Source organism: Trichocoleus sp. FACHB-6, from assembly GCF_014695815.1.
GTDB lineage: Bacteria > Cyanobacteriota > Cyanobacteriia > Cyanobacteriales > FACHB-T130 > Funiculus > Funiculus sociatus.
On sequence record NZ_JACJOY010000072.1, the window covers coordinates 123,179 to 136,399 of the forward strand.

Sequence of the window (13,221 nt, forward strand, 5' to 3'; positions counted from 1 at the left end):
GAGCTTTCGGATTAGCTCTGCTGTAATCACTACTAGAAACGATATGCCACCAGTTAAAAACTTTGATAGCAAGAGTATCCCATTACATGACCTGTTGCGAAGCACTAAAGATGGAAAAACTCAACTGCCAGACTTTCAGCGTAGCTGGGTTTGGAACGATGACCAGATATGCAGCTTGTTAGCCAGCATTTCACTTTCTTACCCAATTGGAGCAGTAATGATGCTCGAAACAGGTAATCCTGATGTGCGATTCCAACCTCGCCCAATTGAAGGAGTGACACTCAATAATCCGACAGAACCAGGAGAACTAATTCTAGATGGACAGCAGCGCTTGACCTCGCTTTTTCAGACATTGCTATCAGGAAAACCAGTCAAAACAAAAGATACACGGGGTAAAGTAATTTACCGATGGTATTACATTGATATCGCCAAAGCGCTCGACCCAAATATTGACCGTGAGGAAGCTATCATCAGCGTCCCAGAGGATAAGATCATCCGCAATTTTGGTAAAGAAATTGTGGCAGACTACTCAACGCCTGAAAAAGAGTACCAAAATGAAATGTTCCCGGTTTCACAAATCTTTGAGGGCTCCGACTGGATGACAAGCCATAACGAATACTGGGATTACGAAAAAGAGAAAGTTAAGTTTTTTAATAAATTTAATAATGACATTGTAAAACAGTTTGAGCATTACGATGTACCAATTATTTTGCTGCATAAGGAAACACTTCGAGAGGCAGTATGTAAAGTTTTTGAGAAAATGAATTCAGGTGGTGTATCTCTTACCGTTTTTGAGCTAGTCACAGCAACTTTTGCTGTTTATAACTTCAACCTCCGAGAAGATTGGGCAACACGAGAGGAAGAACTGAAGAAGCATCAGGTACTAAGAAATATTGAAAACACTGATTTTTTACAAGCGGTGACGTTACTTGCTACCCTTGAAAAATCCTCAGTAAGCTGTAAACGAAAGGATATTCTGAACCTGTCTTTGGAGCAATACAAGAAATGGGCTGATTTAGTTACTTTAGGGTTTGAGCAAGCGGCCAAATTTCTCCACACGCAAAAGATATTTAGCGATCGCGATCTGCCTTATCAAACTCAGCTTACAGCCCTTGCAGCTATTTTTGCAGCACTTGGCGATCGCACTATTGGCGCGGGAGCAATTGCAAAATTAGCTAATTGGTATTGGTGTGGAGTTTTTGGAGAACTGTACAATAGTGCCATTGAAAGTCGTTTAGCAAAAGATGTACCACAAGTGCGGGACTGGATTAATGGTTGTGGTGCTGAACCTGACACAATCAGAGATGCTAACTTTGCTCCTGACCGTCTTTTGAGTCTCTATACTCGCAGAAGTGCTGCTTATAAAGGCTTGTCTGCTTTGTTGTTGAGGGATGGTGGTTGCGACTTCTTTACAAGTTATCCCATCGACACTCTGATGGAGTTTAATGAAGCTATTGATATCCATCACATTTTTCCGAAACACTGGTGCCAGAAAAACGGCATTGCAGCCGAGGTTTACGACTGCGCGATCAACAAAACCCCACTTTCAGCAAAAACTAATAAGATGATTGGAGGTAAAGCACCAAGCATCTACTTAACCGATATTGAGAAGAAATCCGACATCTTAGAAGACAATCTGAATGAGATTTTGCGATCGCACGTTATAGATCCAGCTAGTTTACGCACAGATAATTTTGATGCCTTCTTCCAAGCTAGAAAAAATGCACTTTTAGATCGGATTGAGAAGGCAATGGGTAAGCCGATTCTGCGGGAGGCGGCTAAAAAGATAGAGAATTAGAATTTGAGTGCGAACAGGACATAGCGCGATCGCGTTTCGCCCATTGGCTGCGGAAAACAGCCAGCTAAAGTTATTGGGGGACGAAAGCCCTACCCTGAATAATTTCTGAGTGCGATTATTGTTCTTTGCACAACGGCAAAATATTAAGCGTGCTTAATCCCCAAGGACGACGCATCTTTCTGCGACAAAGCGCTAATCTACTGGGATTAGCAGGGTTCACGAACAGCGAGTTGCAATTTTACCAATTTAAGCAATTCGCCAGTTACCCCTACCAATCGTCAAAAACTTGCAGTAGAGACGATGAAACTTAAAAGTACAGCTTTTTCTGCCGATGGTTTAATACCGTCTAAATACACCTGCGACGGCGCAGACATTTCTCCTCCTCTGAGTTGGACTATCCCACCAGCAGGTACTGAAAGTCTTGCTTTAATTGTTGATGACCCGGATGCGCCAGGGGGAATTTTTGTTCACTGGGTTCTCTACGATTTGCCACCAGAAATTCTCCAACTACCCGAAGCTGTCCCTACTGAAGCCAATGTGAAATATGGCGGCTCTCAAGGAAAAAATGATTTTGGTAATTTAGGTTATGGTGGCCCTTGCCCTCCCAGCGGTACGCATCGCTACTTCTTGAGACTCTATGCTTTAAATCGCGTCTTAGATTTGGCATCGGGTGTAACTAAAAGCCAGTTGGAAGCGGCAATGGATGGTCATATTCTCGCCGCCGCCAAACTAATTGGACGCTATAGCCGCAAGCGATAACTGACTAGAAACAAGCTCAAAGTTTTAGGTAAGGCGATTAGTAAAAAAAAGCATTTTATGTCCTCTCCTTGCTCCAGGGAGAGATTGCTTTGGAGGTAATTAACCAGAAACAGAAATTTATATACAAAAAAAAGCACTTTAAAGTGCTTTCAAAAGTGCCAAAAACAAGCTTAAGGATTTGATTTTTTACTCAAATTCCTATGTATAAGTGCGGGGGGTACGCGCACCAATAGAAGAACCAATCAATGATGCTGCTAAACCTAATAGAGAACCAATTGTAAACGACCAACCTGCTTTAGCTGTGTTACCAGCAATGTTACGAGCTTGCTGGGCAGTTACGCCCACATTAGGTGCATTGTTAGGTATATCAACCCCGCCTGGTTGTTGTACTTGATTAACAATTTCTCCAGCATTTGACCCCAGGATGCCGAACGCACCTGTTACTCCGCTAGCCAATAACCATGAACTTAATGCCAAAGTAGTAGCCCAAAGAATAGCTCCATTAAGCATAGCTGTGTTGCGGTTCATCGGGCCGCTGGCACGGGCTGCTACCCAACTACCAACTAACAATGAAAGGAATAAAGATATAATCGACCAGATTCCCACTGCTTGACCAACATCAGGTGCATTAGTTCTAGGTGCGCCTGAACCGGCAATGCTAGTAGCACCAATTGCAATTCCTATGCCGCTAAGAATCAGTTGAGTAGCCAAAGCAGTAACGATACCTGCAATGATTGGGCCCCATCTTACACGGTCATGGTACTCAACAATTTGATTGCCTACAGGAGGCTGGACAGCAACCCTATCTTCCCGATTTGCGTATGACATAACTGATTTATCTCCCTTGCCCTTTTAAAGTTACTTCTTCTTGCTCTTCACCCGTTGAGTTTAATTTAAGGCGTTATTTTATTCGCTGCATCTGCCAGTCGGAAGAAGTATTAGGTCTATCGTTAGAAATAACAATTTTATAGGCTATATCTATCGTTAGAAACAAGGGTTATTAAATGTCTATACATCTTGAGAAATAAGTTTTTTATTGAGTGGGAAATTTGTTATCTATAGATAATAAAATTGCCTGAGCTTTACAGCACTTCCTGTGGCGGGAATGAGCAACAAATTACCGGAGTGTTAATAAATGTATCCGGATGGGGTAAAATGTAAGCCGGGCAGGGGACTAAATCCCGTTGCGGGTAAGCGCTACGATTGTGTGTGGCGGGATTGAAATCAATTGCAATTACGGCATCGGCTCCCCTTTTTAAAAGAGGCGTAGGACGAATTACCAGGAGAAGCGATCGCGTCAAAGCTGTTCCGGTTCAAATACACAGCGAATAACCAAGAGTGCGATCGCGCTGTTGTCTCCCGAATCCCAGCAAAAAATCCCAGCTGCTTGAATGACATCAGTTATTGTTACAATCATTTACTGTCCTCAAAAAACCTTCTTTGGTAAATTTGGGACAGAGATCCAGATTTTGCCATTATGGGTTCAATGCGATCGCAGTCGTAGCACTGAGCAATAGTAGAAACTTAAGATAAGATTGACCGTGCAAAAACAGACTATCATAGCAGCCAGTTCCTTGTTGTTGGCAGGAATCGCCACTGTACACCCCCCAGTCGTTCACGCTTCTGAAGCGATGAACTCACTTCGTGTAAAAAGCAACCAACAGGTGAATAACCTGCTGCGCCAAGGGCGTAAGTTGGTGGATGCAAGAGAGATCGCCAAAGCATTGAAAGTTTATCAACAAGCCGCCGAACTGGATAAGAACAATCCCCGGATTTTTTCTGCTATCGGCTACTTAGAAGCACTTCAGGGAAATTACCGCCAAGCAGCTAACGCTTATCTACAGGCTGTCACTCTCGAACCTAAAAATGCTGATTTCCAGTATGCGCTGGGCTACAGTCTAGGGCAGTTAGGAGACAATGCTGGTGCTGCTGCTGCTTACGCGCGTGCTACTGGGCTGGACAGTAAAAATCTCAATGCTTATCTGGGGCTGGGAGTGGTGCTACAGCGTTTAGGAGATTATAACCGGGCGATGCAAGCCTATCAAGGCGCGATCGCGCTCGATCCGCAAAATCTGGAAGCACACAAGTTTATTGGCTCCACCCTGATGAAGCAAGGGCGTTCCAGAGAAGCTGTTCAGGTTCTCCAGCGAGCTGTGGCGCTGGCTCCCAACGATACCAACTTGCAGTTAAGTTTGGCAAGCGCTTACTTGAAGCAAGGCAATGTTGCAGATGGAGTTGCGGGCCTACAACGAATAGCGCAGATGGAACCGCGCAATCCTCAAATAAATCTCCAGATTGGCAAACTTTTACAAGAACAGAATAATTTGAATGGTGCTTTAGAAGCTTATCAACGAGCGGCTTCGTTGCAACCAGATTTAGTGGAAGCACAGGCTGGAGTGGCTGATGTTTTGATGAAGCAGCAGGATTTTCTGATGGCGATTGTCGCCTATCGGCGGCTGATTGAAATCTCGCCGCAGGATGCACAAGCTTACTATAATTTGGGAACAGCACTCAAAAAGCGCGATCGCATTCAAGACGCGATCGCTGCCTTTGAGCAAGCCCGCGATCTCTTCCGTCGTCAGGGACACAAGGAAGACTCTCAGAGAGCGGATTCCGCCCTCCGAGAACTGAAAAAGGAGCGAAGCTGAGGTTATACAATTAACGTTTTCTGACCAATGACTAACTAACAATTAAGAACTTGTTAAAAGTCTGCACTGGTTGGTATTTCTTCGGATAACTTAGACTGCAAGATACCTCCTAAGTGCTTCCTCAGCTCCACTGGTTTCAGAAAGTAGAACATCAGCTGGGGCTTCTGTATTTTGGAATTTGGGCTACCAGTTGACGGGGTTGGCAGGACTTACGCAGTTAATTAGTAAATGCCTGATTCTGTCGTAGGGGCATGGCATTGCCATGCCCCTACAGCGAGTTGACGTGCGTAAGCCCTAGGTTGGTTACTGCACAAAATTCAAACCTCAAAACTCTTTCAGCAATGCGGTAACACTAGCATCGGACAAATCTGGCAGAGAAAGCACCCGCTCTATTTTGGGGAAACAGCGGTGAATAGCATGGTTATAACTGGGGTCGTAGTGACACACTAATAAGTCTCCTACCAAATTTTCCCCTTGCTGGGCATCAATGAGCCTGTACCACTCCTTGATTTTTTCCCCTCCATAACGGGATTTCAGCTTTTCTAGTTTCCCCTTCACAACTTCTGGGTGAGCAATCAATTGGGGATATTCCTGCAATAGCCACTGAATTCTGGCATTTAAAGGTAGCTCAATTTCCACACCACTAGATTGTTGCATCTGTTGCCACAAAGATTTGGGCAAATAAACGCGCCCAATTTTGTTACTTTCCGCTTCCACCCATACTGGCAAGTTGGGGTCAAAGCTTTGCAATTCGTGCAGCACCAGCGATTCAAAGTGTTTTTGCGATGGCTGGGATTGAGGGCTGGGGACTGGGGACTGGGGGAACAACGCTTTTTTTTCCTTGTCTTCGACTCTCCCACTCTCCCACTCTTCACCCAGCAGGGAACCGCGATGGTTAGCCAAACCTTCCAAATCCAGCACCTGGACGCCAAGAGCCGCAAGATGGCGCAGTATGTGGGTTTTGCCGCTCCCAGTCATTCCCGCTAACACCCGGTAGGTAAATTTTTCTGGTAGATCTTCCAGTTGTTCTCGCACATAGGCGCGGTAGGTTTTGTAGCCACCTTCGATGATGGTGACTTGCCAACCTATTTGGCTCACTACCATCGCTAAACTGTTAGAACGCTGTCCGCCACGCCAGCAGTAGATGAGGGGATGGTAGTCTTTTTCTTTGTCTGCAAAGTAAGTGGTGAGGTGCTGGGCGATGTTCTGGGCGACTAGGGCGGCTCCCAGTTTCCGGGCGGTGAAAGGGCATTGTTTATAGAGTGTTCCTACCTTGGCGCGTTCTTCGTCATTCAAGACGGGCAGGTTAATGGCACCTATAATACGATCTTCGGTGAATTCGCTTTGTGAGCGGACATCGATAATGTCGCTATAGGTTTGTGTAAAAGGCAGCTTAGTATAATTAGGCGATCGCAACATTGAAATTTGGGAATGGGGAATGGGAAATATTGAGAAGTTATAATTCAAAACTCCTCACTCTCTTATTGTTGCGAAAGTCTTTTAACAGTTTGACCGCCGAGTAGCCGATGCGCGTCTTCAAGTAAGGCGGGAATCTGGTCAGCGTGGGGACTGTGTGCCAGACATTGCTGCAAATCTAGTTCTCTGACTCGGTCTGCCTTTGCACCTGGAAACCAGTGACTGCCGTTGCCTAGCAGGTTGTAGCGCATTTTGGCGTAGTCAATCATATCGTAGGCGATCGCTAGATTTCTCAACCACAGAATCACCTGGATATTCAACCCGCCGGGAGTTTCTTCGGGTGCGGGTAAGCCAACGTGCCAGGTTTTCACCCAGTCTTCGCCGAAAGTAGCGATCGCTTGCTTCTCCAAACGCTCTAAAATCGGCAACAAAACTGACTCCGCTTTCTCCAACAGCGGCAAAGTCTTCAAATGTTCCTCAAAATCCTGCGGTTTTGATGCCCCAATACTGAGAGTATGCACCTGCGGATGACTCAAACAAAACAAATCATTAAACACGATTGCGCTGAGGGGATAGCACAAATCCACCAATTTTTGCGGCGGTTTAAATAGCATTCCCCCTTTCTCCGAAGGACTGATAATAAAAACGCCCATATCGTGCCGAGAAGCCGCCTCAACTGCTGCCCAATTAAACTGATTAATGTAGTACCAATGCAGGTTGACATAATCAAACTGATCTGTCTCAATCGTCTTGACAATAACATCGGTCGGCCCGTGAGTCGAGAAGCCGATAAACCTAACCTTCCCCTGATCTTGTAGCTGCCGTGCCACAGAAAGACAGCCACCCGGTTTAATACTATCGTGCAGCAATTCGGCAGTATTAATACCATGCAGCCCCAATAAATCAACGTAATCTAACTTCAGATAAGAGAGCGACTTTTCAAACTCCCGCCGAAATTCCTTAGCGTCTGACTTAGGGCTGATTTTTGTCTGCACAATCAACTTTTCTCTGGGAAAAGTTGGCAAAATTCGCCCCAACTGCATCTCGGAGGTGCCATATCCACGAGCAGTTTCAATATGATTAATTCCAACTTCTAATGAGCGGCAAATCGTTGCCTCTAGATTCTTTTGATATTCGCCCGGAATTTCCCACGCCGGGACATCTTGCCACTTAAACTGGTAGCGCATTCCCCCACAGGAAAACACTGGCATCTGTAAATTTGTCCGCCCAAAGCGACGATATTGCATCATAAACACGAGCTAATCAGGAAGCGGCATGAGTGCGCTTGTAGTTTAACAAAACTAAGAGTTTTCACACGATTCAATTGAGGCAGAGGCTTCTGATAAACAATTGTGCTTATCAGTCAACAAAATCATTTTTAAGGTAAACAATGACTACAAAAAGTATCCGTGTTGCCGCTCTCTCTGTTTTACCAATTACTCTAATTCTGACATCTAATTCTACTATTCTGGCTCAGAATCTATCCCAACTTCAAATTTCCTTTGCTTGGGTTGCTGCATCTAACGGACAAGTGCCACCAGGAGCAGTGGTAGGTGGTAAGGAAAATGGCAGTTCCCTGTACATCTGTCGAACAGAATACAAAAATGGGGTGCATCCAGGCAAAGTTGTTAGCAATAATTGTAATTTTGGCTGGGGAGGACAGGAAATTCTACAACCCAACTATGAAGTTCTCACCGCACCCCGGAGCGTCAAAATTAATTGGATAGCTGCATCTAACGGACAAGTTCCAGCAGGGTTTATAGTGGCTGGTTACGAAGGCGGTCAATCCCTCATCCTCTGTCGGGCAGCATACAAAGGTGGGGTTCATCCCGGAAAAGTTGTAGCCAATAATTGTAATTTTGGTTGGGGGGGAAAAGAAATCCTCAGCCCCAACTATCAAGTAGCTGTGCTACGCGATCGCTAAAGTTCGCGAATTACGGGTTTACCATCTACTACTTCACCAACCAGCACTAAATCTGTAACGCCTACGAACAACCCATTTTCCAAAACGCCGGGGATGTTATTGAGGGTTTTTTCGAGTTCGCCTGGGTTGTCAATGCTGTCAAATTTCACATCAATAACCATGTTGCCTTGATCTGTGATCACTGGCCCCGCTTTTTTCACGCCCATTCGCAGTTCTGGTTTACCACCTAATTTTTCGATGGCACGCATGACTGGGGTCATCGCTAGGGGTATTACTTCCACTGGGACAGGGAAGGTGGAACCCAGTCTGTCAACTATCTTAGAGCTATCTACGACGACGATAAACTGCTCTGCCAGGGCATCTACTATTTTTTCGCGGGTGTGAGCAGCACCGCCACCTTTAATCAAGTTGTGCTGCGGATCGACTTCATCGGCTCCGTCAATAGCAATATCAATACGGTCAACTTCATCCAGGGTGGTTAAGGGTATCCCGTACTGTTTTGCCAGCACTGAGGCTTGAAATGAGGTGGGGATGCCTTTGATGTCTTTTAATTCGCCTTTTTTGATGCGATCGCCCAAAAACTCGATCGCATACGCCGTGGTCGAGCCTGTACCCAGCCCCACAATCGTACCAGACTGGACGCGGGCGGCGGCTGCCCTACCTACTTCCTGTTTCATTAACTTAACCGGATCTTGTTCTGCGCTCATTGTGAAAACTCCCTAGAATTTATGCCCCCGGTCAATACCCAGGCTGTGGCTGCTTGCAGTCAGTCTACTATCTAGGTGCGCTTTTTATTACTCTGATACTGAGAAATTTGCCATAAGAAGCAACGCTGCGTCTCATAAGCTACTGCAATCTAACGATTCGGGCTGCACTCTTCCCATTTTTAAAAAATCAACTTATAGTACCTTTGGTAATACCTTTTACACCCTCAGGTAGAAGATATTTTGAGGTTTCGTAATGTATTTTTTAGTTTTGTATATCTTGTTACATAACTTAAAATAAATGGTCGTATCTGCTGTAATGTCGAAAATTAACCCGCTTTATTTAATTATTCAACCAGATGACTGGGAAACAAGTCGTTGTCTTTGTAAAGCTGGTTTTCAGGAGCTTCCTGTCCTTCCTCAACTTTTCTATCGAAGTATAGATAGTCGGAATGAGGTAGCCAGTATTTTTTTAAATATCAGTCAGGCACTTTCTGAAATTAGCCAAGCTGGATCGCGCTTTTTTATTGCGCGATCGCTCTGCGATTTGCCAAGTTTACTGGTAGACTTTTTAAAAGCTCAACCGATAGTAACAATTACCAAGGCTGTTAAATACAGTTGGTTTTTTCATGTTTTATCAAAGCAGCGTATATTTTTCAAGTATCAGCCAATTTTTGACCTGGCATCCGGCGAAGCGATCGCTTATGAATGTCTGGCACGCGCCAAAGACGATGGGGAAGCAGACTTCAACGGTTATCAATTGATTGAAGCAGCTATGTCAACTCAGTTGGCTTGTGAGTTTGATGAATTAGCTCGAACAATTTGTTTGGACTCAATTGCTGCTACTAAAAGTAATCAAAAATTTTTTATTAATATATTACCTAATGCGATTATTCGCGATGCAAATTCTCTGGATCAAAACTTAAAACAAATTTTAGATTTGGGACTACAACCAGAACAAATTGTATTTGAATTAACCGAAGTGGAAGCTCTGCTGAGGTGTCCAAGATTGTTGCAGAATATCAACCGCTTGCGCGAGTGGGGATTTGGCATTGCGGTAGATGATTTATGCGCTTGCGCCTCTACTGAGAACTACTTTATGGAATTTTGTCCAGATGTAATTAAAATAGACAAGCGACTGGTGCATGGTTGCAGCCAGCATGCTCTCAAGCAGGTTATGCTCACAAGTTTGGTGGATTCTGCTCACAATTTTGGCATTAAAGTGGTGACAGAGGGGCTTGAGGATATTGAAGATATTGAATTCTGCCGGGAACTGGGTGCAGATTATGGACAGGGATTTGGTTTGGCAATGCCTGAGATAACTTTACAGCAGCAACGCTTGGATTTAGTTAATTTACCGCTAAGTCTTTTGTCTTACAGCGACTCTTATAATTACAACCATTAGTTGTAAGATGCAAACGGTTACAACCGATATTGTGTGTATGCAGCTTGAATTTGTTCCTGTTGAAGAATTTTATTTTGCTCTGACCTTAGCAGTAAAAACTCTCTTAGATTTAGAGAAACCAGACCTAACAGAGCAAGTGCGATCGCGTCTTGCTCTAAAATGCGGTCAGCCTTCCACGGTTGCAGCCGCCAGCCAGAATACCTTTAACTACGTGTTTCGGGTTCAAGGAATAGACAATAGCCCTGCCAGTGCGCTAATTGTCTCAGTTGCTGACTGGCAGGGCAAATTACGCTTAAGCAGCGATTACGGCTGGACTCTGGATAGCGATCGCAAACCCGTTCGTACCGAACATTTTAACCAGCGACCAGAATTTGCATTGCAGTTACAACACCACCTGCAAGACTGGTTGCAAGTTCCTATTACTCAGTAGTCTGTTGGCGTTTGCAGGTTTAAAAACTGTAAGGTGGGCAATACCACCTGCAAGACTGGTTGCAAGTTCCTATTACTCAGTAGTCTGTTGGCGTTTGCAGGTTTAAAAACTGTAAGGTGGGCAATTTCTTAGGTTTTAACGAATTGCCCACCTTACAAGTTTTTGGTGACTAATGACTAATTGCTTTGTGCAGCCAAAAGCTCCTTCAGCTTTGCCAATTCCCCAGCCCAGCGGGGATCTGGTTGAAAAGCGTCCGAATCAGGATTAACATTAACAGCAGCATTATCGGAGCGTCGAGACTTCTTGCTGCCGCCACGACGACCGCCGCCGCCGCCGCTTGGGCGATCGCTGCTGCGCTCAGTACGCTCGCCACCACCGCTACGCTCGCCACCACCGCTGGCTTTGTTGCTGTCTTTAATGGGAGCTGGAGCTGGGGGACGGGGAGCCTCCTCTTCCCCTTCACCCTTAGCTCTCGGCAATGCCTTTTCTATTTTCAAAGGGCTTTCTTTGAACATCTGACCGTTGAACTTTTCAATAATTTCATCAGCCAGTTCATCCGTTTTCACGGTTACAAAAGCAAACCCTCGGCATTTACCAGTTTTACGGTCTTTAATCACTTTAGTGGAAACGGAATCACTCATTTCCCCAAACATCGTTTGTAACTCTTGACGGTCTACTTCTTCTTTGGGCAGATTGCCTACATATAGACGAATTGACATGGAAAGATACCTCCAGACTCTGATTTTTAAACAAAATTGCTTAGCGGACGACTTAACCCGATTTTCGGTGACATATCCCCCTGCTGAAGCTGACGGGTTATTTTGGGGTTTTTCGTTTCAACAAGGGCTGCATCCCAATTTTGCATACATACCCACAGGCTTTTTTGCCTTGATGCTCTCGCGTCTAAGCCTGCCGACCCAGGCTTACCTAAAGCCCGCAAAAGCAGGCTTAGACGCGAGAGCCGCGACTTTAAGATACTGTTAGCGTCAGACAACCCCATCCCCCAGTCCCCTCTGTATAAGAGGGGGAAGAATTTTGGTTTTCGGAAGGGGGAACCTGCAATCCCCTCCCTGTTTCGAGGAAGGGTCTGCCCTTTCGGGAATTGACCAACAGTATCCTTTAGTCGTCGGGCGTTTTTCCAAAACAGGGATGCTCCCTCAACGGGAGCTTTTTTTTCTCTCCCGATCCGACCTCCAGACAAGATGCCCACCGCTTTTTTTTCCATGTTCCTAACTGCGCTTTCATCTCCTTCGAGATCCTGTCCGCAATTAGGACAGAAATACCATCTGTCAGCCTGCGGTTTGAAAACCGGATCGCCGCCAAAATCTTTTTGATTTATGGCCGATAGGCAATTCTCCCCTGCCGCATTCAAGCATCCAAATGGTAAGTTGCTCTCCACAGCAGTTGCGATCGCTACGATAGATAAGAATTGCTCCTCTACCGCACCAGTAACAAATGTCAATTTGCTTGGGGCGAGTTTTTTGGTATTCAAGTCTTTATCAACAACCATCAATTGCTTCAACAGCCACTTAGCAGTTTGGGAGCGAAAATTTTGACGTTGGGAAGCCAGCTTTACAGGTGCCAATTCAAGTTGTTGGATTTTAACTTGATGCTTACTGCCCTGATGGCGATACAACTGAGGCTGTAATCGCTCAATTTGCTTCTGGGCTTTCCGATTGTATCGAGGGATTGCCACCTGCTCAACGCAGTTTTGTAACCAATGAAAAAAAATGTTTTTATAGAATGGGAATAACTCGTTGGTTTTTTTAAAGTGGCGCTTTTGGATGTAGTAGTTTGGACTGTTTTTTAGCGGTGCGATCGCACAACTGCTTGTGTCATCGCCGCCAATTTTAGAACGGTTTTGCTTCCACCACTTAAAGCCTTCAGCTAACCGATAATTGCACTGCCATCTGAGCGCTCCTATCCACTCCTTCATTGTAACTAACTGGTGTTGAGTTGGGCGCACTCGATACTGGCGGACGATTCTCATTATAGGATTGTATCCTAAATATCTATAATCTTTACACTCGGCTTTTAGAAGATGTCGAGTTTCCGCCAGAGGTTTTCTTTTCGTCCTGTGTTACAGGACGCTCGCACCATTTTTAAAGGTATCACGGCCTTCGGTATGGGGCTAGTT

Annotated in this window: 13 protein-coding genes; 6 read left to right on the plus strand and 7 right to left on the minus strand. The window is 45.1% G+C overall.

Going from position 1 to position 13,221, the window contains the following annotated elements; genetic code table 11:
* Window positions 1-43: 43 nt before the first annotated feature.
* Window positions 44-1,798 carry a DUF262 domain-containing protein gene (locus H6F66_RS13590; protein ID WP_190422065.1) on the plus strand — a complete coding sequence of 585 codons (1,755 nt, stop codon included), beginning with the start codon at window positions 44-46 and terminating at the stop codon, window positions 1,796-1,798.
* 300 nt (window positions 1,799-2,098) lie between these two features.
* Window positions 2,099-2,557 (plus strand): YbhB/YbcL family Raf kinase inhibitor-like protein, encoded by a 459-nt coding sequence (locus H6F66_RS13595; RefSeq protein WP_190422067.1) that lies wholly within the window; start codon window positions 2,099-2,101, stop codon window positions 2,555-2,557.
* 198 nt (window positions 2,558-2,755) lie between these two features.
* On the opposite strand, the gene H6F66_RS13600 is transcribed toward H6F66_RS13595, so the two are convergent.
* On the minus strand, window positions 2,756-3,385 hold the full coding sequence (locus H6F66_RS13600) for a hypothetical protein (RefSeq protein WP_190422069.1): 630 nt from the start codon (window positions 3,383-3,385) through the stop codon (window positions 2,756-2,758).
* Window positions 3,386-3,639: 254 nt separating this feature from the next.
* Window positions 3,640-3,858, minus strand: a complete 219-nt coding sequence (locus tag H6F66_RS13605) for a hypothetical protein (protein ID WP_190422071.1) — start codon at window positions 3,856-3,858, stop codon at window positions 3,640-3,642.
* A gap of 240 nt (window positions 3,859-4,098) precedes the next feature.
* Between H6F66_RS13605 and H6F66_RS13610 the strand changes: the two genes are divergently transcribed.
* Complete coding sequence (locus H6F66_RS13610) at window positions 4,099-5,205, plus strand: tetratricopeptide repeat protein (RefSeq protein WP_190422073.1); 1,107 nt, start codon at window positions 4,099-4,101, stop codon at window positions 5,203-5,205.
* 324 nt (window positions 5,206-5,529) lie between these two features.
* Here H6F66_RS13610 and mnmH read toward each other — a convergent pair whose 3' ends face one another.
* Both mnmH and H6F66_RS13620 read right to left on the minus strand, forming a co-directional pair.
* Window positions 5,530-6,624 carry a tRNA 2-selenouridine(34) synthase MnmH gene (gene mnmH / locus H6F66_RS13615; RefSeq protein WP_190422158.1) on the minus strand — a complete coding sequence of 365 codons (1,095 nt, stop codon included), beginning with the start codon at window positions 6,622-6,624 and terminating at the stop codon, window positions 5,530-5,532.
* 62 nt (window positions 6,625-6,686) lie between these two features.
* Complete coding sequence (locus H6F66_RS13620) at window positions 6,687-7,868, minus strand: aldo/keto reductase (protein ID WP_190422160.1); 1,182 nt, start codon at window positions 7,866-7,868, stop codon at window positions 6,687-6,689.
* Between the two features lie 143 nt (window positions 7,869-8,011).
* On the opposite strand from H6F66_RS13620, the gene H6F66_RS13625 reads away from it, so the two are divergent.
* Window positions 8,012-8,545 (plus strand): DUF3421 domain-containing protein, encoded by a 534-nt coding sequence (locus tag H6F66_RS13625; protein ID WP_190422075.1) that lies wholly within the window; start codon window positions 8,012-8,014, stop codon window positions 8,543-8,545.
* On the opposite strand, the gene rpiA is transcribed toward H6F66_RS13625, so the two are convergent.
* On the minus strand, window positions 8,542-9,252 hold the full coding sequence (gene rpiA, locus H6F66_RS13630) for a ribose-5-phosphate isomerase RpiA (RefSeq protein WP_190422077.1): 711 nt from the start codon (window positions 9,250-9,252) through the stop codon (window positions 8,542-8,544). The genes H6F66_RS13625 and rpiA overlap by 4 nt on opposite strands.
* 298 nt (window positions 9,253-9,550) lie before the next feature.
* On the opposite strand from rpiA, the gene H6F66_RS13635 reads away from it, so the two are divergent.
* Window positions 9,551-10,654 carry an EAL domain-containing protein gene (locus H6F66_RS13635; RefSeq protein ID WP_199295466.1) on the plus strand — a complete coding sequence of 368 codons (1,104 nt, stop codon included), beginning with the start codon at window positions 9,551-9,553 and terminating at the stop codon, window positions 10,652-10,654.
* A 37-nt stretch (window positions 10,655-10,691) separates the two neighbouring features.
* Complete coding sequence (locus tag H6F66_RS13640; protein ID WP_190422164.1) at window positions 10,692-11,084, plus strand: hypothetical protein; 393 nt, start codon at window positions 10,692-10,694, stop codon at window positions 11,082-11,084.
* Between the two features lie 176 nt (window positions 11,085-11,260).
* On the opposite strand, the gene H6F66_RS13645 is transcribed toward H6F66_RS13640, so the two are convergent.
* Window positions 11,261-11,803, minus strand: coding sequence for an RNA-binding protein (locus H6F66_RS13645; protein ID WP_190422079.1), 543 nt, complete (start codon window positions 11,801-11,803; stop codon window positions 11,261-11,263).
* 26 nt (window positions 11,804-11,829) lie between these two features.
* Entirely contained in the window at window positions 11,830-13,074 is a 1,245-nt protein-coding gene (locus H6F66_RS13650; RefSeq protein ID WP_190422081.1) for a helix-turn-helix domain-containing protein, read from the minus strand.
* Between the last annotated feature and the right edge of the window lie 147 nt (window positions 13,075-13,221).

Bases quoted from the DNA above. Each gene is read 5' to 3' on its own strand.
- H6F66_RS13635 (WP_199295466.1), top strand. From the start codon at position 9,551: ATGGTCGTATCTGCTGTAATGTCGAAAATTAACCCGCTTTATTTAATT.
- mnmH (WP_190422158.1), bottom strand. From the start codon at position 6,624: ATGTTGCGATCGCCTAATTATACTAAGCTGCCTTTTACACAAACCTAT.
- H6F66_RS13640 (WP_190422164.1), top strand. From the start codon at position 10,692: ATGCAGCTTGAATTTGTTCCTGTTGAAGAATTTTATTTTGCTCTGACC.
- H6F66_RS13650 (WP_190422081.1), bottom strand. From the start codon at position 13,074: ATGAGAATCGTCCGCCAGTATCGAGTGCGCCCAACTCAACACCAGTTA.
- H6F66_RS13590 (WP_190422065.1), top strand. From the start codon at position 44: ATGCCACCAGTTAAAAACTTTGATAGCAAGAGTATCCCATTACATGAC.
- H6F66_RS13625 (WP_190422075.1), top strand. From the start codon at position 8,012: ATGACTACAAAAAGTATCCGTGTTGCCGCTCTCTCTGTTTTACCAATT.
- H6F66_RS13620 (WP_190422160.1), bottom strand. From the start codon at position 7,868: ATGCAATATCGTCGCTTTGGGCGGACAAATTTACAGATGCCAGTGTTT.
- H6F66_RS13645 (WP_190422079.1), bottom strand. From the start codon at position 11,803: ATGTCAATTCGTCTATATGTAGGCAATCTGCCCAAAGAAGAAGTAGAC.
- H6F66_RS13595 (WP_190422067.1), top strand. From the start codon at position 2,099: ATGAAACTTAAAAGTACAGCTTTTTCTGCCGATGGTTTAATACCGTCT.
- rpiA (WP_190422077.1), bottom strand. From the start codon at position 9,252: ATGAGCGCAGAACAAGATCCGGTTAAGTTAATGAAACAGGAAGTAGGT.
- H6F66_RS13600 (WP_190422069.1), bottom strand. From the start codon at position 3,385: ATGTCATACGCAAATCGGGAAGATAGGGTTGCTGTCCAGCCTCCTGTA.